The organism is Klebsiella sp. 2680 (genome assembly GCF_900198535.1).
Lineage (GTDB): Bacteria > Pseudomonadota > Gammaproteobacteria > Enterobacterales > Enterobacteriaceae > Klebsiella > Klebsiella indica.
The window spans coordinates 42,349-61,705 of record NZ_FZNJ01000006.1; the positions used below are offsets into that span (position 1 = coordinate 42,349).

18 protein-coding genes and 1 pseudogene are annotated in these 19,357 nt (G+C 54.1%); 10 read left to right on the forward strand and 9 right to left on the reverse strand.

Annotated features, from left to right (window positions below; all coding sequences use genetic code 11):
• Window positions 1-119 precede the first annotated feature (119 nt).
• The 3 genes from FN037_RS20885 to FN037_RS20895 are packed head-to-tail and all read left to right on the forward strand — an operon-like array spanning window position 120 to window position 2,238.
• A complete protein-coding gene (locus tag FN037_RS20885; RefSeq protein WP_171034816.1) occupies window positions 120-1,118 on the forward strand; it encodes a hydrolase in 999 nt (332 codons plus the stop codon).
• A complete protein-coding gene (locus FN037_RS20890) occupies window positions 1,115-1,333 on the forward strand; it encodes a YheU family protein (RefSeq protein ID WP_138359210.1) in 219 nt (72 codons plus the stop codon). Before FN037_RS20885 ends, FN037_RS20890 begins: the two co-directional genes overlap by 4 nt.
• 35 nt (window positions 1,334-1,368) lie before the next feature.
• Window positions 1,369-2,238 (forward strand): phosphoribulokinase, encoded by an 870-nt coding sequence (locus FN037_RS20895; protein WP_142503084.1) that lies wholly within the window; start codon window positions 1,369-1,371, stop codon window positions 2,236-2,238.
• Between the two features lie 48 nt (window positions 2,239-2,286).
• On the opposite strand, the gene FN037_RS20900 is transcribed toward FN037_RS20895, so the two are convergent.
• On the reverse strand, window positions 2,287-2,691 hold the full coding sequence (locus FN037_RS20900; RefSeq protein ID WP_138359214.1) for an OsmC family protein: 405 nt from the start codon (window positions 2,689-2,691) through the stop codon (window positions 2,287-2,289).
• Between the two features lie 304 nt (window positions 2,692-2,995).
• On the opposite strand from FN037_RS20900, the gene crp reads away from it, so the two are divergent.
• Together crp and FN037_RS20910 are read left to right on the forward strand one after the other, a co-directional pair.
• Complete coding sequence (gene crp / locus FN037_RS20905) at window positions 2,996-3,628, forward strand: cAMP-activated global transcriptional regulator CRP (protein WP_000242758.1); 633 nt, start codon at window positions 2,996-2,998, stop codon at window positions 3,626-3,628.
• Between the two features lie 51 nt (window positions 3,629-3,679).
• Window positions 3,680-5,758 (forward strand): YccS/YhfK family putative transporter, encoded by a 2,079-nt coding sequence (locus tag FN037_RS20910; protein ID WP_138359216.1) that lies wholly within the window; start codon window positions 3,680-3,682, stop codon window positions 5,756-5,758.
• Here the strand turns inward: FN037_RS20910 and FN037_RS20915 are convergent.
• The 3 genes from FN037_RS20915 to ppiA all read right to left on the reverse strand — a co-directional run bounded on the left by FN037_RS20915 (window position 5,748) and on the right by ppiA (window position 8,336).
• Window positions 5,748-6,968: an aspartate aminotransferase family protein gene (locus FN037_RS20915; protein ID WP_142503085.1), complete on the reverse strand. Its 1,221-nt coding sequence runs from the start codon at window positions 6,966-6,968 to the stop codon at window positions 5,748-5,750. The genes FN037_RS20910 and FN037_RS20915 overlap by 11 nt on opposite strands.
• A gap of 90 nt (window positions 6,969-7,058) precedes the next feature.
• Window positions 7,059-7,622, reverse strand: a complete 564-nt coding sequence (pabA, locus tag FN037_RS20920) for an aminodeoxychorismate synthase component 2 (RefSeq protein WP_138359220.1) — start codon at window positions 7,620-7,622, stop codon at window positions 7,059-7,061.
• A 144-nt stretch (window positions 7,623-7,766) separates the two neighbouring features.
• On the reverse strand, window positions 7,767-8,336 hold the full coding sequence (ppiA, locus tag FN037_RS20925; protein ID WP_138359222.1) for a peptidylprolyl isomerase A: 570 nt from the start codon (window positions 8,334-8,336) through the stop codon (window positions 7,767-7,769).
• Between the two features lie 277 nt (window positions 8,337-8,613).
• On the opposite strand from ppiA, the gene tsgA reads away from it, so the two are divergent.
• Window positions 8,614-9,798, forward strand: coding sequence for an MFS transporter TsgA (gene tsgA / locus FN037_RS20930; RefSeq protein ID WP_138359224.1), 1,185 nt, complete (start codon window positions 8,614-8,616; stop codon window positions 9,796-9,798).
• Here tsgA and FN037_RS20935 read toward each other — a convergent pair.
• The gene (locus FN037_RS20935; protein ID WP_142503086.1) at window positions 9,795-11,117 is read right to left on the reverse strand and encodes a cytosine deaminase; all 1,323 of its coding nucleotides are present in this window, start codon (window positions 11,115-11,117) and stop codon (window positions 9,795-9,797) included. The two genes, tsgA and FN037_RS20935, sit on opposite strands and share 4 nt — an antisense overlap.
• Before the next feature lie 240 nt (window positions 11,118-11,357).
• Here FN037_RS20935 and nirB point away from each other — a divergent pair, with 240 nt between their 5' ends.
• The 4 genes and pseudogenes from nirB (at window position 11,358) to cysG (ending at window position 15,942) form a co-directional block, all read left to right on the forward strand.
• Window positions 11,358-13,901: an NADPH-nitrite reductase large subunit gene (gene nirB / locus FN037_RS20945; protein ID WP_138359228.1), complete on the forward strand. Its 2,544-nt coding sequence runs from the start codon at window positions 11,358-11,360 to the stop codon at window positions 13,899-13,901.
• Window positions 13,898-14,224 carry a nitrite reductase small subunit NirD gene (nirD, locus tag FN037_RS20950; protein ID WP_138359230.1) on the forward strand — a complete coding sequence of 109 codons (327 nt, stop codon included), beginning with the start codon at window positions 13,898-13,900 and terminating at the stop codon, window positions 14,222-14,224. The genes nirB and nirD overlap by 4 nt, the downstream gene beginning before the upstream one ends.
• Before the next feature lie 78 nt (window positions 14,225-14,302).
• Window positions 14,303-14,377: pseudogene (locus tag FN037_RS24680) on the forward strand (hypothetical protein); the annotation flags it as partial.
• A 191-nt stretch (window positions 14,378-14,568) separates the two neighbouring features.
• Entirely contained in the window at window positions 14,569-15,942 is a 1,374-nt protein-coding gene (gene cysG, locus FN037_RS20955; RefSeq protein ID WP_138359232.1) for a siroheme synthase CysG, read from the forward strand.
• A gap of 77 nt (window positions 15,943-16,019) precedes the next feature.
• On the opposite strand, the gene trpS is transcribed toward cysG, so the two are convergent.
• Genes trpS through dam form a run of 4 tightly spaced genes read right to left on the reverse strand, consistent with a single transcriptional unit; the run spans window position 16,020 to window position 19,292 of the window.
• Window positions 16,020-17,024, reverse strand: coding sequence for a tryptophan--tRNA ligase (gene trpS, locus FN037_RS20960; RefSeq protein WP_138359234.1), 1,005 nt, complete (start codon window positions 17,022-17,024; stop codon window positions 16,020-16,022).
• Window positions 17,025-17,027: 3 nt separating this feature from the next.
• Complete coding sequence (gph, locus tag FN037_RS20965; protein WP_138359236.1) at window positions 17,028-17,777, reverse strand: phosphoglycolate phosphatase; 750 nt, start codon at window positions 17,775-17,777, stop codon at window positions 17,028-17,030.
• Window positions 17,770-18,447: a ribulose-phosphate 3-epimerase gene (rpe, locus tag FN037_RS20970; protein ID WP_138359238.1), complete on the reverse strand. Its 678-nt coding sequence runs from the start codon at window positions 18,445-18,447 to the stop codon at window positions 17,770-17,772. Before rpe ends, gph begins: the two co-directional genes overlap by 8 nt.
• A 20-nt stretch (window positions 18,448-18,467) precedes the next feature.
• Complete coding sequence (gene dam / locus FN037_RS20975; RefSeq protein WP_138359240.1) at window positions 18,468-19,292, reverse strand: adenine-specific DNA-methyltransferase; 825 nt, start codon at window positions 19,290-19,292, stop codon at window positions 18,468-18,470.
• Between the last annotated feature and the right edge of the window lie 65 nt (window positions 19,293-19,357).

Genomic DNA, 19,357 nt, shown 5'->3' on the forward strand with positions numbered 1-19,357 from the left:
GCGGGTTTCGCCTGGCCACAAGACCACATATTGGCTAACCTGCGTATTTTATGCGCGGTATAGTATGTATAAAGATTCCGAACAGCTCTGGTGCTATGGTTGATATTACCCCCACTGAAATGACGCCTCCTGAAGACGACTCGCAGCAGTTTCATCCGATGCGCGGCGTAAGCAATCGTCATTTGCAAACCATGTTGCCGCGGCTAATCCGTCGCAAGCTCCGTTTCACACCACACTGGCAGCGCCTTGAATTACCGGACGGCGACTTTGTTGATCTGGCATGGAGCGAAGATCCTTCCCAGGCGCGCCATAAACCGCGCCTGGTGGTGTTTCATGGCCTTGAGGGCAGCCTGCATAGCCCCTATGCCCACGGCTTAATCCATGCGGCGATGCAGCGTGGCTGGCTGGGCGTGGTGATGCATTTTCGCGGCTGTAGCGGCGAGCCGAACCGCAATAACCGCATCTACCATTCAGGCGAAACGGAAGATGCCACCTGGTTCCTGCGCTGGCTCCAGCGCGAATATGGCTGCGTACCGACGGCCGCGGTAGGCTATTCCCTCGGAGGCAATATGTTGGGCTGCCTGCTGGCGAAAGAAGGCGACGATATTCCCGTCAATGCCGCAGTGATCGTCTCAGCGCCATTTATGCTGGAAGCCTGTAGCTATCATATGGACAAAGGGTTTTCCCGTGTTTATCAACGCTACCTGCTCAACCTGTTGAAAGCTAACGCCGCGCGCAAGCTAAAAGCCTATCCAGGCTCGCTGCCCGTCGATTTACGTCAGCTAAAAAGCATGCGCCGCATCCGGGAGTTTGACGACAGCATTACCGCCCGGATCCACGGTTTTGCCGATGCGCTGGACTACTATCGCCAGTGCAGCGCCATGCCGCGCTTAAGCGATATCACGAAACCAACGTTGATTATTCATGCGAAAGACGATCCTTTTATGGATCACCATTCGATTCCCCCGCAGGAACAGCTTCCGGCAAATGTCGAATATCAGCTCACGGAGCACGGCGGGCATGTTGGTTTCGTCGGCGGTACGCTGCGTAAGCCAGAGATGTGGCTGGAAAAACGGATTCCGGCCTGGCTAACCCGCTGGTTAGGAGGGAAAATATGATTATTCCCTGGCAGGATCTCGATCCCGAAACGCTGGATAATCTGATTGAAAGCTTTGTATTACGCGAAGGCACCGATTATGGTGAGCATGAACGTTCGCTGACAGATAAAGTCTCTGATGTTAAACAACAGCTAAAAAGCGGAGAAGCCGTGCTGGTGTGGTCAGAACTGCACGAGACGGTCAACATCATGCCCCGCAAGCAGTTTCACGGCTAAAGCGGCGCACACTATCGTTTACCCTGGGAGTTGTTATGTCTGCCAAACATCCGGTGATTGCCGTCACGGGCTCCAGCGGCGCGGGAACCACAACCACCAGCCTCGCCTTTCGCAAAATCTTCGCGCAGTTAAACCTGCACGCCGCTGAAGTGGAAGGCGACAGCTTTCACCGCTATACCCGCCCGGAAATGGACATGGCGATCCGCAAGGCGCGGGATCAGGGCAAGCATATCAGTTACTTTGGCCCTGAAGCGAACGACTTCGGCCTGCTGAAACAGACTTTCGTTGAATACGGGCAGAGCGGCAAAGGTCAGTCGCGCAAGTATTTACATACCTATGATGAAGCCGTGCCGTGGAACCAGGTGCCGGGGACCTTCACCCCCTGGCAACCACTCCCCGAACCCACTGACGTACTGTTTTATGAAGGGCTGCATGGCGGCGTCGTTACGCCGCAGCATGATGTCGCGAGCCATGTCGACCTGCTGGTCGGCGTCGTGCCCATCGTCAATCTGGAGTGGATCCAGAAGCTTATCCGCGACACCAGCGAACGCGGGCACTCCCGTGAGGCGGTAATGGATTCCGTCGTTCGCTCAATGGAGGATTACATCAATTTCATCACCCCGCAGTTTTCGCGTACCCATCTCAACTTCCAGCGCGTTCCCACGGTGGATACCTCCAATCCCTTTGCGGCCAAAGCCATTCCTTCACTGGATGAGAGCTTTGTTGTTATCCATTTCCGTAATCTGAGAAACATCGATTTCCCCTGGCTTCTGGCCATGCTTCAGGGCTCGTTTATCTCACATATGAACACTCTGGTTGTACCGGGAGGCAAAATGGGACTGGCGATGGAGCTGATCATGACGCCGCTGGTCGAGCGGCTGATGGAAGGCAGGAAAATCAGTTAACGAATGACTCCCCCCGGTAGCGCGAACGTCTGCCGGGGTCTTGTTGGCTTACTCTTCGATCACTTCATAAGAGTGGGTAATGTTTACCGCTTTCTCCAGCATCAGCGCCACCGAGCAATATTTTTCCGCTGACAGGTCAACAGCACGAGAAACGGCAGCCTCTTTCAGCGCCTTACCGGTCACGATAAAATGCAGATTAATATGGGTAAACAGACGCGGCGCCTCTTCCCGACGTTCCGAGGTCAGCTTGACTTCACAGTTGGTGACGTTATGGCGCCCCTTCTGTAAAATGGAGACGACGTCAATCGCGCTGCATCCGCCCGCCGCCATCAGCACCATTTCCATCGGGCTGGGGGCTTTATCACCGGAATTCCCGTCCATCAGAATCTGGTGACCAGAAGCCGACTCTCCAATGAAGGTTAACCCTTCAACCCACTTCACTCGCGCTTGCATAAATTGAACTCCAGAGCTGTAATTTTCCTGACAGATTACGCGCACATAACAATTCTGGCAACGGAAGGCGACCTGGGTCATGCTGAAGCGAGACACCAGGAGACATGCAGCGAAAGCTATGCTAAAACAGTCTGGATGCTACAGTAATACATTGATGTACTGCATGTATGCAGAGGAGTTCACATTACAGGCTGCGGAAAAATTCCAGCCAGATTCCCAGGTACAGGGATTTAATACGATTGCATGCCCGGATGCCGTGTAGTGTCGGCACCCGGAGATAGCTGATAACAGAGGATAACCGCGCATGGTGCTTGGCAAACCGCAAACAGACCCTACCCTCGAATGGTTCTTGTCTCATTGCCACATTCATAAGTACCCCTCAAAGAGCACGCTGATCCACCAGGGTGAGAAAGCAGAAACGCTGTACTACATCGTTAAAGGCTCAGTGGCTGTACTCATCAAGGATGAAGAAGGCAAAGAGATGATCCTCTCTTACCTCAACCAGGGCGATTTCATCGGTGAATTAGGCTTGTTTGAAGAAGGTCAGGAACGTAGCGCCTGGGTACGTGCTAAAACCGCATGTGAAGTGGCTGAAATCTCCTACAAAAAATTCCGTCAGTTGATCCAGGTAAACCCGGATATCCTGATGCGTCTCTCTTCGCAAATGGCGCGTCGCCTGCAGGTTACGTCTGAGAAAGTGGGTAACCTTGCCTTCCTCGACGTTACCGGTCGCATCGCTCAGACGCTGCTGAATCTGGCAAAACAGCCGGATGCAATGACCCACCCCGACGGTATGCAAATTAAAATTACCCGTCAGGAAATTGGTCAGATCGTCGGCTGCTCCCGCGAAACCGTTGGCCGGATACTGAAAATGCTGGAAGATCAAAACCTGATCTCCGCGCACGGTAAAACTATCGTCGTCTACGGTACCCGTTAAGTCGGTAAAACGGCGTATTGTCTGACAATACGCCGTTTTTGTTTCCTCCCCATGTGGCGCAGGCTGATTTATCACCCGGAAGTCAACTATGCACTGCGGCAAACGCTGGTGTTATGTCTGCCAGTTGCAACGGGACTTCTTCTTGGTCATTTACAGCAGGGACTCCTGTTTTCCCTCGTTCCTGCCTGCTGCAATATTGCCGGTCTGGATACACCGCATAAACGCTTCTTTAAGCGCCTGATCATTGGCGGCTGCTTGTTCGCTGGCAGTAGCCTGATTGTCCAGCTCCTTCTGCAGCGGGAAATTCCTTTACCGCTAATCCTGACCGGGCTGACCCTGGTTCTCGGCGTTACTGCCGAAATCAGTTCGCTTCATGCGAGATTGTTACCCGCCTCGCTTATCGCCGCCAGTTTTACTCTGAGCCTTGCAGGCAATATGCCGATCCAGGAACCGTTGCTAATCTATGCACTCGGCACCCTATGGTATGGAATTTTTAACTGGTTCTGGTTTTGGCTGTGGCGCGAACAGCCGCTGCGCGAATCTCTGAGCCTGCTCTATCGGGAGCTGGCCAGTTATTGTGAAGCCAAATACAGCCTGCTGACCCAGCATACCGATCCGGCCACCTCGTTGCCGCCCCTGCTCAACCGCCAGCAAAAAGTGGTCGATCTGATTACCCAGTGCTACCAGCAGATGCATATGCTGGCGGCCAACCAGCACAGCGATCATAAACGCCTGCTGCGCGCTTTCCAGGTTGGTCTGGATCTCCAGGAGCACATCTCCGTCAGCCTGCACCAACCGGAAGAGGTGCAGAAACTGGTGGAGCGCAGCCACGCAGAAGCGGTGATTCGCTGGAACGCGCAAACCATCGCCGCTCGACTGCGCGAACTGGCGGATGATCTGCTTTACCATCGCTATCCTCAGCGCTTTCAGATGGATAAACAGATCGGCGCCCTGGAAAAGATCGCCTGGCAGCATCCGGATAACCCGGTCGGCCAGTTTTGCGCCTGGCATTTCAGTCGCATTGCCCGGGTTTTACGCACCCAGCGCCCTCTGTACTCCCGAAATCTGATGGCGGATAAAACCCGCCGCCTGCCGCTGCTACCGGCGTTGAAAAGCTATCTGTCGCTTAAATCACCGGCGTTACGTAACGCGGCGCGCATCAGCGTAATGCTGAGTGTCGCCAGCCTGATGGGCAGCGCGTTGCATTTACCAAAACCCTACTGGATTTTGATGACCGTGCTCTTCGTGACGCAAAACGGCTACAGCGCAACACGGGTGCGGATCGTCCACCGGGCTGCCGGGACATTTGCCGGATTAGTCATCGCCGGACTGACGCTGCATTTTCACGTCCCGGAAGGTTATACGCTAACCGCCATGCTCTTCATCACGCTATTAAGCTACCTGATTATTCGTAAGAATTACGGCTGGGCGATGGTCGGGTTTACCGTTACGGCGGTATATACCCTGCAACTGCTCACCCTGAACGGCGAACAGATTATTGTTGCCAGGCTGGTTGATACGCTGATTGGCTGCCTGATTGCCTTCGGCGGAATGCTCTGGTTATGGCCGCAGTGGCAGAGCGGCCTGCTACGCAAAAACGCCCACGATGCGCTGGAAGCCGATCAGGAAGCCATCCGGCTTATTCTTAGCGACGATCATCAGGCCCCTGCGCTGGCCTATCAGCGAATGCGCGTCAATCAGGCCCATAATGCGCTGTTTAACTCACTGAATCAGGCGATGCTGGAACCTGGTTTTAACACACACTATCTGGAAGATATGAAGCTGTGGGTCACCCATAGCCAGTTCATCGTCGAACATATTAATGCCATGACAACGCTGGCGCGCGAGCACAATATGCTGACGCCGGATTTAGCGCAACGTTATCTGGAGTCGTGCGAAATTGCGCTCCAGCGCTGTCAGCAACGTCTGGATTCCGATGGGCCAGGCAGCGCAGGAGATGTGAACATTATGGAAGCGCAGGATGCCGAGGTTCCCCGCGGCCCGCTCAGCGCCATGGAGCAGCATTTGCAGCGGATCCTTGGGCATCTGAACACCATGCACACGATTTCGTCGGTGGCATGGCGTCAGCGCCCACATCATGGCATCTGGCTACGGGCCGCTAAGCGCTAAGCACGCGCTCAACCGCATGGGCAAAGCGCGTCATCCCTTCGGCAATATCGCTGTCGTCAATCACCAGCGACGGCACAAAACGCATCACGTCCGGGCCGGCATTAAGTACCATCACCCCGGCATCTGCCGCGGCATACAGAAAATCACGCGCCCGGCCTTTATACTGTGGTTTCAGCTCAGCGCCGATCAACAGCCCCATCCCGCGGATATCGCTGAACAGCTCGAACCTGGCGTCAATTTGCTGGAGGTGTTTAACGAACGACGCCCGTTTAGCCGTGACCCCCTCAAGCACTTCCGGCGTATTAATCAGATCGAACGCCGCCCCGCCGACCGCGCAGGCCAGCGGGTTGCCGCCGTAGGTTGAACCATGAGAACCCGCATGGAAAGCGCTGGCGATTTCATGGGTAGTCAACATTGCGCTAATAGGGAAACCGCCGCCAAGCGCCTTAGCGCTGGTCAGAATATCCGGCGTCACGCCATAGTGCATATACGCGAACAGCGAGCCTGTGCGCCCCATGCCGCACTGTACTTCATCAAACACCAATAGTGCCTGGTGCTGGTCGCACAGTTCACGCAGCCCTTGCAGGAATTCAGGCGTTGCCGCCATAACGCCGCCTTCCCCCTGAATTGGCTCAACCACCACCGCACAGGTATGATCGTCCATCACGGCCTTCACCGCATGCAGGTCATTGAACGGCACGTGAATGATATCGGCGGGTTTCGGGCCAAAACCATCGGAGTATTTTGGCTGGCCGCCGACGGACACGGTAAACAGCGACCGACCGTGGAAAGCGTTATGGAAAGCGATAATTTTAGTTTTGTACGGATTATGACGCGTCACGGTGTAATGGCGTGCCAGTTTGAAAGCCGTTTCATTGGCTTCCGTCCCGGAGTTCATAAATACCACACGGTCAGCAAACGTCGCATCGACCAGCTTCCGGCCCAGGCGCAAAGCCGGTTCATTGGTGAAAACGTTACTGGTGTGCCACAGCTTTTCACCCTGTTCATGGAGTGCCGCCACCAGCGCCGGATGGCAATGACCGAGCGCGGTTACAGCAATACCGCCAGCGAAATCAACGTACTCTTTGCCCTGCTGATCCCATACGCGGCTACCTTTACCCTTCACCGGAATAAATTCTGCCGGTGCATAAATCGGCAAAATGACCTCATCGAATGTCGCGCGGGTGATTGCCGGTTGTTCTGTTGCCATGTCATGCCCATCCTTCTTCGTTATGCAGCGATGATTATGATAATCTAATCACAAAATATGCATAAAAAATCACTCAATGGCAACCACAAATCACCGATTGAGAAAGTTTGCCAGCAGTTGATGCCCCTGCTCGCTGAGAATACTCTCCGGATGAAACTGCACGCCCTCCAGATCAAATTCACGGTGGCGAATCCCCATAATTTCGCCCTCTTCGCTTCGGGCAGTCACCTCAAAGCATTCGGGTAACGTCAAAGGAGCAATCAACAAAGAGTGGTAGCGGGTGACGGTAAGTGGATTATTCAGCCCCTGGAACACGCCTTGACCATTGTGGCTGACAGGCGACGTTTTACCGTGCATCACTCTGACGGCCCGCACGATAGTGGCGCCGAAAACCTGCGCGATTGCCTGATGGCCCAGGCAAACGCCTAAAAGTGGGATCTTGCCGGAAAAGTGGCGAATCACCGCCAGCGAAATCCCTGATTCATCTGGCGTGCAGGGGCCCGGAGAGATAACAATTTTCGTCGGCGCAAGCGCGATAATCCCCTCCAGCGTCAGCTCATCGTTACGCCTGACCAGCACTTCCGCCCCCAGCTCACAAAAATACTGATACAAATTCCAGGTGAAAGAATCGTAGTTGTCGATAAGCAGGATCATAGCGGCTCCGGAAGTCACAAACCGGGCTATTTTACTCAGATTCGCGGTTTTCTCTTATCACTTTGCAAAAGACAGGTTGATTTATCTGGCGGGCGATACGGAGAGGACATTGCGCGAGCATCGCACCCGCGCAGGAGGAATGCTTTATGGCAGCACTTTTGCCGACAGAATAACGATAGGTTTAGACGGGACATTCTGATATGGCCCAACATTATGAGTCGGTACCTGAGAAATCTTATCCGCCACGTCCATGCCTTTTACCACTTTACCAAAGACCGCATAGCCAAAATCACGCTGACCGTGATCGAGGAAAGCGTTATCCGCAATATTGATAAAGAACTGACTGGTGGCGCTGTCGCGATCGGCGGTACGCGCCATCGCGATGGTCCCGCGGGTATTGCGCAGACCGTTATCGGCTTCATTTTTAATCGGTGGATTCGGCTGCTTTTGCTGCATTTGTTCGTTAAAACCGCCGCCCTGTATCATAAAACCCGGAATGACACGGTGAAAAGTGGTGTGGTTATAGAAACCACTGTTAACGTACTTCAGGAAATTCTCAACCGAGATCGGCGCTTTCTGGCTATTTAGCTCCAGCTCAATATTGCCCGCAGAGGTAGTCAGCAACACATGGGGATCCCCCTTTGCCGCCATGGCAGGGGAAAATGCTGAAATGGCAAAAACGGCAGCCACCGCCGCGAGAGTTGATTTGAGCATGGACATTCCTTAACGGAGCAGGATAAAAAAGCAAGTGGCTTGATTCTAAAGAGCCTTTGTCCCGTGGGCCAGCCTTTTACCTAATTTTACTTAGCTGAAACACTTGTAACGTTCCTCCCTCATTGAACGGCCAATAATAAATGTGATTTATGTCACATATAAATATGCAAAAATATTTATATTTCATAATAAACATTGCTTACATCACCCAAACGAATAAAATCTGTCCGCCCGGCGCAAAGTCAACGCGCTTTACATTTCTATTCACAGGCCAGTCATGACTAACAGCAACCGTATCAAGCTCACATGGATCAGCTTCTTCTCCTACGCCCTGACCGGCGCATTGGTGATCGTCACCGGGATGGTGATGGGAAACATCGCAGATTATTTCCATCTGCCCGTTTCCAGTATGAGCAACACCTTTACCTTCCTTAACGCCGGTATCCTGATTTCTATCTTTCTGAATGCCTGGCTGATGGAAATCGTTCCGCTGAAAACCCAGCTTCGCTTCGGCTTTATTCTGATGGTGCTGGCCGTCGCGGGGCTGATGTTCAGCCACAGCCTGGCGCTGTTCTCCGCGTCAATGTTTGTCCTGGGCCTGGTCAGCGGGATCACCATGTCGATCGGTACCTTCCTGATCACCCATCTGTATGAAGGGCGTCAGCGCGGCGCGCGTCTGCTGTTTACCGACTCTTTCTTCAGCATGGCGGGCATGATCTTCCCGATGCTGGCGGCTTATCTGCTGGCGCGCAGCATCGAATGGTACTGGGTTTATGCCTGCATCGGCCTGGTCTACGTCGCTATTTTCGTGCTGACTTTTGGCTGTGAATTCCCGGTATTGGGTAAAAAAGCCCAGCAGGACAGCCAGCCGGTGGTAAAAGAGAAATGGGGTATCGGCGTGCTGTTTCTCTCCATTGCCGCCTTGTGCTATATCCTCGGCCAGTTAGGTTTTATCTCCTGGGTGCCGGAATACGCCAAAGGCCTGGGTATGAGTCTTGGCGATGCGGGTAAACTGGTAAGCGATTTCTGGATGTCGTACATGATCGGTATGTGGTCATTCAGCGTTATCCTGCGCTTCTTTGACCTGCAGCGTATTCTGACCGTGCTGGCTGGCCTGGCGACGGTACTGATGTATCTGTTTATTAACGGTTCGCCGGAGCATATGCCGTGGTTTATCCTGAGCCTCGGTTTCTTCTCCAGCGCGATCTACACTTCGATCATCACCCTGGGCTCGCTGCAGACTAAAGTATCATCCCCTAAACTGGTCAACTTTATTCTGACCTGCGGCACCGTCGGCACCATGCTGACCTTCGTCGTGACCGGCCCTATCGTCGCCGCCAGCGGCCCGCTGGCCGCACTGCATACCGCTAACGGCCTCTATGCCGTAGTATTTGTGATGTGTCTGATCCTCGGCTTTGTTTCCCGTCACCGCCAGAACAACGCGGCTGTGGCATCGCACTAAGCCTCAGGCCCCTTTGTTCCGGCAAAGGGGCTATTTCGGCTAAAAAACAGCTCCTCTCCGCCGCTATCCGTCTGCACCCAGGTCTGCGCCAGCTGCGTTGTGGCGATCACTCTCCCCTGACGAATTGACCAGCGTACCGGAACCTGGCAGCGTACCGCTTCAAAACCATTTTCGGCAGGCAGAATCACCAGATTCGCCATATTCCCGGTCGCAATACCGTAATCGCTCAGGCCCAACGTGCGGGCGCTGTTTTCCGTCACCAGTTTCAGCCCATCGTTAATCTGCTGATAGCCCATCATCTGACAAACGTGCAGCCCCATGTGCAGCACCTGCAGCATATTGCCGGTCCCCAGCGGATACCACGGGTCAAAGACATCATCATGACCAAAACAGACGTTTATTCCCGCCGCCAGCAGCTCCTTAACCCGGGTAATTCCGCGACGCTTCGGATAGTCATCAAACCGTCCCTGCAGATGGATATTAACCAGCGGATTCGCAACGAAATTAATACCGGAAAGCTTCAGTAAGCGGAAAAGACGCGAGGTATAAGCGCCATTATAGGAGTGCATTGCGGTAGTATGGCTGGCGGTCACTCGCGGCCCGATCCCCTCTTTTAGCGCCAGGGCCGCCACGGTTTCAACGAATCGCGACTGCTCATCATCAATTTCATCGCAATGAATATCCAGCGGCAGCTGATACTTCTGCGCCAGGCGAAAAGCGATATGCAGGGATTCCACGCCATATTCCCGCGTGAACTCAAAATGGGGGATCGCGCCCACCACATCGGCTCCCAGGCGTAGCGCCTCTTCCAGCAAAGCTTCACCGTTGGGGTAAGATAAAATGCCTTCTTGCGGGAAGGCGACAATCTGTAATTCTACCCACGGCGCCACCTCCTGTTTTACCTCCAGCATCGCTTTGAGCGCGGTCAGCGTAGGATCAGAAACATCCACATGGGTACGGACAAACTGAATGCCGTTGGCAATCTGCCATTTCAGCGTTTTCCACGCCCGGGTTTTCACGTCCTCATGGCTCAATAACGCCTTACGCTCCGCCCAGCGTTCAATTCCTTCAAACAACGTCCCGGACTGATTCCAGTTCGGCTCACCGGCAGTTTGGGTCGTATCGAGGTGAATATGCGGTTCAATAAAAGGCGGAATTGCCAGTCCACCGCGGGCATTCAATACTTCATAACTTTCGCTACGCGCCTCTCTCATTGGGGTGATATCCCCGAAGCGCCCCTTGTCTATCGCTATCTGCCATAACCCTTCGCGATCGGGCAGACGAACATTCTCAATTAACCAAAGCGGCGCTGCTGTCATATCGATGGCTCCCGTAAATATTGCTGAAGGTAGGCGTAACCCGGTGTGGTTGCTTGTAGCTAGCGTTGTACATAAAAAAAGCAAAAAGGAAAAGCCAGCGTTTTCCATAACTTATAAAAACACTGATAAATCATTAGCATACCCATTAAGTGGTAGGCAAAGGTGCAATTGATTTGCATCAATAAGCGTCACGACTGAATCGTTAAGGTAGGCGGTAATAGAAAAGAAATCGAGGCAAAAATGAGCAAAGTCAGACTCGCTATTATCGGTAATGGTATGGTCGGCCATCGCTTTATTGAGGACCTTCTTGATAAATCCGACGCTGCCAATTTTGACATTACCGTGTTCTGTGAAGAACCCCGCAAAGCATACGACCGTGTCCACCTCTCTTCCTACTTCTCCCACCACACCGCTGAAGAGCTGTCTCTGGTGCGTGAAGGCTTTTATGAGAAGCACGGCGTTAACGTTCTGGTCGGCGAACGCGCCATTACGATCAACCGTCAGGAGAAGGTCATCCACTCCAGCGCGGGTCGTACGGTCTATTACGATAAACTGATCATGGCGACCGGCTCCTGGCCGTGGATCCCGCCAATTAAAGGTTCCGAAACCCAGGACTGCTTTGTTTACCGTACCATTGAAGATCTCAACGCCATTGAAGCCTGCGCCCGTCGCAGCAAACGCGGCGCGGTGGTCGGCGGCGGCCTGCTGGGTCTGGAAGCCGCTGGAGCGCTGAAAAACTTAGGCGTCGAAACCCACGTTATCGAATTTGCCCCCATGCTGATGGCAGAACAGCTGGATCAGATGGGCGGCGAGCAGCTACGCCGTAAAATCGAAAGCATGGGCGTGCGCGTACATACCAGCAAAAACACCAAAGAGATCGTTCAGGAAGGCACCGAAGCGCGTAAAACCATGCGTTTTGCCGACGGTAGCGAGCTGGAAGTCGATTTCATCGTTTTCTCTACCGGTATCCGCCCGCGTGACAAACTGGCCACCCAGTGCGGCCTGGAGGTCGCTCAGCGCGGCGGTATCGTGATTAACGACGCCTGCCAGACGTCTGACCCGGATATCTACGCGATTGGCGAATGCGCCAGCTGGCACAACCGCGTGTACGGTCTGGTCGCGCCTGGCTACAAAATGGCGCAGGTTGCCGTTGACCACATCCTCGAAACCGAAAACGCGTTTGAAGGCGCAGACCTCAGCGCCAGGCTGAAGCTGCTGGGCGTAGACGTCGGCGGCATTGGCGATGCGCATGGCCGCACGCCGGGCGCGCGTAGCTACGTTTACCTCGACGAAAGCAAAGAGGTCTACAAACGCCTCATCGTCAGCGAAGACAACAAAACCCTGCTCGGCGCGGTGCTGGTGGGCGATACCAGCGATTACGGCAACCTGCTGCAACTGGTGCTGAACGCGATTGAACTGCCGGAAAACCCGGACTCGCTGATCCTGCCGGCACATTCTGGCAGCGGTAAGCCTTCCATTGGCGTTGATAAACTGCCGGACAGCGCGCAAATCTGTTCCTGCTTTGACGTCACCAAAGGGATGCTGGTCGCCGCCATCAACAAAGGCTGCCACACCGTTGCGGCGCTGAAAGCGGAAACCAAAGCCGGTACTGGCTGCGGCGGCTGTATTCCGCTGGTTACTCAGGTTCTGAACGCCGAACTGGCGAAACAGGGTATTGAAGTGAACAACAACCTGTGTGAGCACTTTGCGTACTCACGTCAGGAACTGTTCCACCTCATCCGTGTGGAAGGCATTAAAACCTTTGAAGAACTGCTGGCGAAACACGGTAAAGGCTACGGCTGCGAAGTGTGTAAACCGACCGTCGGTTCTCTGCTGGCCTCCTGCTGGAACGAATACATTCTGAAGCCGCAGCACACCCCGCTACAGGATACCAACGACAACTTCCTGGCGAACATCCAGAAAGACGGCACTTACTCCGTGATCCCGCGTTCTGCGGGCGGCGAAATCACGCCGGAAGGTCTGGTGGCCGTAGGTCGCATCGCGCGTGAGTTTAACCTGTACACCAAAATTACCGGTTCTCAGCGTATTGGTCTGTTCGGCGCGCAGAAAGACGATCTGCCGGAAATCTGGCGTCAGTTGATTGAAGCGGGCTTCGAAACCGGTCACGCGTATGCCAAAGCGCTGCGTATGGCGAAAACCTGCGTGGGCAGCACCTGGTGCCGCTACGGCGTGGGCGACAGCGTCGGCTTCGGCGTCGAGCTGGAAAACCGCTACAAAGGCATCCGTACCCCGCACAAAATGAAATTTGGCGTCTCCGGCTGTACCCGTGAATGTGCGGAAGCCCAGGGTAAAGACGTGGGGATTATCGCCACGGAAAAAGGCTGGAACCTGTACGTCTGCGGTAACGGCGGGATGAAACCGCGTCACGCAGACCTGCTGGCGGCGGATATCGACCGCGAAACGCTGGTTAAATACCTCGACCGCTTCATGATGTTCTACATCCGTACCGCCGACAAACTGACCCGTACCGCACCGTGGTTAGATAACCTGGAAGGCGGCATCGACTACCTGAAGTCGGTCATCATCGACGACAAACTGGGCCTGAACGCGCATCTGGAAGAAGAGATGACCCGCCTGCGTGAAGCGGTGGTATGCGAGTGGACGGAGACCGTAAATACGCCGTCTGCGCAGGTTCGTTTCAGACACTTTATCAACAGCGATAAGCGCGACCCGAATGTTCAGGTGGTTCCTGAGCGTGAACAGCATCGTCCGGCGACGCCGTACGAACGCATTCCGGTAACTCTGGTGGAGGAAAACGCATGAGCCAGTGGAAAAACATCTGCAAAATCGATGACATTCTGCCGGAAACCGGCGTCTGCGCGCTGTCAGGCGAAAAGCAGGTCGCCATTTTCCGTCCATATCACAGCGACCAGGTGTTCGCGATCAGCAACATCGACCCGTTTTTTGAGTCCAGCGTGCTGTCGCGCGGGTTGATTGCCGAGCATCAGGGCGAACTGTGGGTTGCCAGTCCGCTGAAAAAACAGCGTTTCCGTCTGAGTGACGGTCTGTGCATGGAAGATGAAAGCCATTCCGTCGCGCACTACGAAGCTCGCGTGAAAGACGGCGTGGTGCAACTGCGCATTTGATGAATCTGGAGGCGCAACGCCTGGTACTGAACGCGTCAGTCAGGCAGCCTGACGACAATGGAGGCTCACCGGCCGTGAATTACTCTCGGGAATACTTTGTCCGGTATCGTATTCATGGGATCAGGTTATTGGTATGCTACGACAAAAGCGGAGCCCCGGCTCCGGAAAAATAAACAGGAGTCTGTTTTAGCAGGTTTGAATACGCGCTGTGCGCCCCCCCTTCTCACGTACACGCGGCACGTGAGAAGGGTTTGCCACGCTCGCCCTGCGAGGCGTTCGAACGAGCAAACAAGATAACCTGACAAGCCAGAAAGGCTGCAGCCAATAATTTAAGAGGTAATGTCGTGGACCATTTGCCTATATTTTGTCAATTACGCGATCGCGACTGCCTGTTAGTCGGCGGCGGCGATGTCGCCGAGCGTAAAGCCCGTCTGTTGCTGGACGCGGGCGCCAGATTAACGGTCAATGCGCTGGATTTCATCCCCCAGTTCCAGGTGTGGGCCGATTCACACAGGCTGACCCTGGTGAAAGGCGAGTTTAACCCCGCCCTGCTCAATAACTGCTGGCTGGCTATTGCCGCTACCGACGACGAAGCGGTCAATCAGCAGGTTAGCGATGCGGCGGAAGCCCGGCGAATATTTTGCAACGTGGTGGACGCGCCTCAGCAAGCCAGCTTTATCATGCCGTCGATTATCGATCGCTCGCCGCTGATGGTTGCCGTCTCATCTGGCGGTACCTCACCGGTACTGGCTCGTCTGCTGCGCGAAAAGCTGGAGTCGGTTTTGCCGTTACATTTGGGTCAACTGGCCCACTACGCGGGCCAGTTGCGTTCCCGGGTGAAGAAACAGTTTGCCACCGTCGGGGAACGGCGGCGCTTCTGGGAAAAACTGTTTGTTAACGACAGGCTGGCGCAATCTTTGGCCAATGAAGATCGTCAGGCCGTGGTGGATACTACGGAACAGTTGCTGACTGAACCGCTGGATCATCGCGGCGAAGTCGTTCTGGTTGGCGCAGGGCCCGGTGACGCAGGGCTACTCACGCTAAAAGGGCTACAGCAAATCCAGCAGGCGGATGTGGTGGTTTATGACCGCCTGGTTTCCGACGATATTATGAACCTGGTGCGCCGCGATGCCGACCGGGTGTTTGTCGGCAAACGCGCAGGCTATCACTGCGTTCCGCAGGAAGAGATTAACCAGATTTTGCTGCGTGAAGCCAGGAGCGGGAAACGCGTAGTTCGGCTGAAAGGCGGCGACCCGTTTATCTTTGGTCGCGGCGGTGAAGAGCTGGAAACCCTGTGTCAGGCAGGGATTCCTTTCTCCGTCGTGCCGGGCATTACCGCCGCCTCCGGCTGCTCGGCTTATTCCGGTATCCCTCTCACCCATCGTGATTATTCTCAGGGGGTGCGTCTGGTCACTGGTCATCTCAAGACCGGTGGCGAACTGGACTGGGAAAACCTGGCGGCCGAAAAGCAAACGCTGGTGTTCTATATGGGCCTGAATCAGGCGCCCGCTATCAGGGAAAAACTGATAGCCCACGGTATGGCGGCCGACACGCCTGCAGCAATTGTTGAGAACGGTACGGCGGTAACTCAGAAGGTGGTCACCGGTACCTTAGAACAGTTGGATCTGCTGGCTCAGCAGATGGCCAGTCCGGCGCTGATTATCGTGGGCCGCGTGGTCGGTTTGCGCGATAAGCTGAACTGGTTCTCAAACCACTAATCTTTCCGCTCATCCATAGTAAAAAGCCGGATGCATCGCACCCGGCTTTTTTATTTCGTTGCGACCATCAAGATGGCTCAGGGTTTAGCAACAAACCCAATCGCTTCGTAGACTGCTTTCAACGTCACGGAAGCGCGAGCGCTGGCTTTCTCCGCGCCCTCTTTCATCACCTGATTCAGGAAGGCTTCGTCACTACGGAACCGGTGATAGCGCGCCTGCAGCTCGGTCAGCATACCAGAAACCGCTTCTGCCACTTCCCCCTTCAGATGACCATACATCTTGCCTGCAAAATGCTGTTCCAGCTCAGGGATACTCTGACCGGTGACCGCCGAGAGGATATCCAGCAGGTTGGAAACGCCCGCTTTATTTTCAATATCGTAACGAACAACCGGCGGCTCGTCAGAGTCAGTAACCGCACGTTTGATTTTTTTCACTACCGATTTCGGATCTTCCAGCAGGCCGATAACGTTATTACGGTTATCGTCTGACTTGGACATCTTTTTGCTCGGCTCCAGCAGAGACATCACGCGTGCGCCGGATTTCGGGATAAACGGTTCCGGTACTTTAAACACGTCGCCGTAAATAGCGTTGAAGCGCTGGGCGATATCTCGGCTCAGTTCCAGATGCTGTTTCTGATCTTCGCCGACCGGTACCTGGTTGGTTTGATACAGGAGAATATCGGCAGCCATCAGCACCGGATAGTCAAACAGACCGGCGTTAATGTTTTCCGCGTAACGGGATGATTTATCTTTAAACTGGGTCATCCGGCTCAGCTCGCCGAAATAGGTGTAGCAGTTCAGCGCCCAGCCCAGTTGTGCATGCTCCGGCACGTGGGACTGCACGAAGATGGTGCTTTTTTCCGGGTCAATGCCGCACGCCAGGTACAGCGCAAGCGTATCCAGCGTAGCTTTACGTAGTTGCTGCGGATCCTGGCGGACGGTAATCGCATGCTGATCAACGATGCAGTAAATGCAGTGGTAATCGTCCTGCATGTTTACCCACTGACGCAGCGCCCCCATATAGTTGCCAATGGTCAATTCACCGGAGGGCTGTGCGCCACTAAAAACGATGGGCTTAGTCATTTTTTATTCCTGAGTCTCACTGAACGGTAGCCCGAAAGCAGGCAAAAGTTCATTAAATTGGTCAAAGATATAATCCGGCTCGCTCAGTGAAATCGGCTCGCCGTAGTTGTAGCCGTAAGTCAGGCCGATTGAACAGCAACCTGCCGCTTTCGCCGCCTGAATATCATTGCGTGAATCGCCGACAAACAGCAGCTCAGCCGGTGTCAGCCCCAGTTTTTTGGCCACCAGAAGCAACGGATCGGGATGTGGCTTCTTGTTCTTCACATCATCACCGCCAATCACCACGCTAAAATAGCTGGCGATATCCAGCGCCCCCAGAATCGGCGCGACAAACGGCGTTGGCTTATTGGTCACCAGCGCCAGCGGCAAGCCTTTAGCATGCAGCCTGGCAAGCGTATCCGCTACATTCGGGAACAGAAAGCTTCCCTCTTCCGCGGTTTCTGCATAGTAGCGGTCGAACAACTTACGCAAAATAGCCTGCTGTTCGCTCTGCGGAATATCATCATGCTCGACGGAAGGTTTGCCCTGCGCGGCACGCAGCGTCGTACGCTCCTGACGTGCCCAGGCCAAAGCCCGTTGCATCAAAACATCCGCGCCGTTGCCAATCCAGGTCACAACGCGCGCCTCGCCCGCCATCGGGAGTTCCAGCGCATACAACGCGTTATCAACGGCAGCGGTCAATCCCGGCGCGCTGTCCACCAGCGTCCCATCAAGATCAAACGCCACGCCGCGAATGGTTTGTAACTTATCCATGGCTAACCTTTGCTAATTCGCTACGCATTTGATCAATCACTTTTTTGTAGTCAGGCTGATCGAAAATAGCCGATCCGGCCACAAACATATCTGCACCGGCTTCGGCAATCTCTGCAATATTATTGACTTTTACGCCGCCATCAACTTCCAGACGAATATCGTAGCCCGACGCATCGATACGGCGACGAACTTCACGCAGTTTATCAAGGGTATGAGGAATAAAAGACTGACCGCCAAAGCCCGGATTCACGGACATCAGCAGAATGACATCCAGCTTATCCATCACGTAATCAAGATAGCTTAGCGACGTCGCCGGATTAAACACCAGCCCCGCTTTACAACCGTGCTCTTTGATGAGCTGTAGCGTGCGGTCAACGTGCTCAGAGGCTTCAGGGTGAAAGGTAATAATGCTGGCGCCCGCGGCGGCGAAATCAGGGACGATACGGTCAACCGGCTTAACCATCAAATGCACATCAATAGGGGCGGTGATACCGTAATGACGCAGCGCTTTCAGCACCATAGGACCAATAGTCAGATTTGGCACATAGTGGTTGTCCATCACGTCAAAGTGCACAACATCCGCACCCGCGGCCAGCGCACTGGCGGTATCCTCGCCCAAACGAGCAAAATCTGCCGACAGAATCGAAGGGGCAATCAAATACTGCTTCATCCGCATCTCCTTGAAATTTATTAGGTCTTGGGCGGACAGTACAGAGCCAGAAGCTCGTCCACCTTCTTACGTGTCCCACCGTTACTGCTGATGCTGCGGCGAACCTTCACGATATGCGTCTCAGCGGCATTTTTATACCACTCCTGAGTCAGCGGCGTACGATGGTTTGAGATAAGCACAGGAATACGCTTTTTCATCAGCGATTCCGCCTTTTTCGCCAGTAATTCCTGCTGTTGCTCACTAAAGCTATTTGTATGATAGGCCGTAAAATTCGCCGTTGACGACAGGGGGGCATACGGTGGATCGCAATAAACAACCGAGCGATGATCCGCACGTTTCATACAATCTTCATAAGACTCACAATGAAACTCTGCATGCTGTGCTTTCTCCGCGAAATGGTACAGTTCAGCCTCTGGAAAGTAAGGCTTTTTATAGCGGCCAAACGGCACATTAAATTCACCGCTCAGGTTGTAACGGCACAGGCCATTGTACCCATGGCGATTCAGATACAGGAACAGCACCGCCCGACGCAACGGCTCCTCGATTTGATTGAATTCATCACGAAACTGGTAGTACCGTTCTGCGACGTTGTTCTCAGGAGTAAACATTTCGCGCGCCGCCGCAACGTACTCATCGGTTTGCAGTTTGACCAGCTTATACAGACTGATCAAATCACTATTGATATCAGCGAGGATATAACGCGAAAAATCGGTATTCAGAAATACCGATCCGGCCCCCACAAAAGGCTCAATCAAGCATTCGCCCTGCGGCAAGTGCTTCTTAATATCATCAAGCAGGGGGTATTTCCCCCCCGCCCATTTCAGAAAAGCGCGATTCTTTTTCATGCTGCCTAACTAATTACACATTCTCCGGCTGTGGAGAAAGCTCCGACAGCATCCTGCGCTTCAGA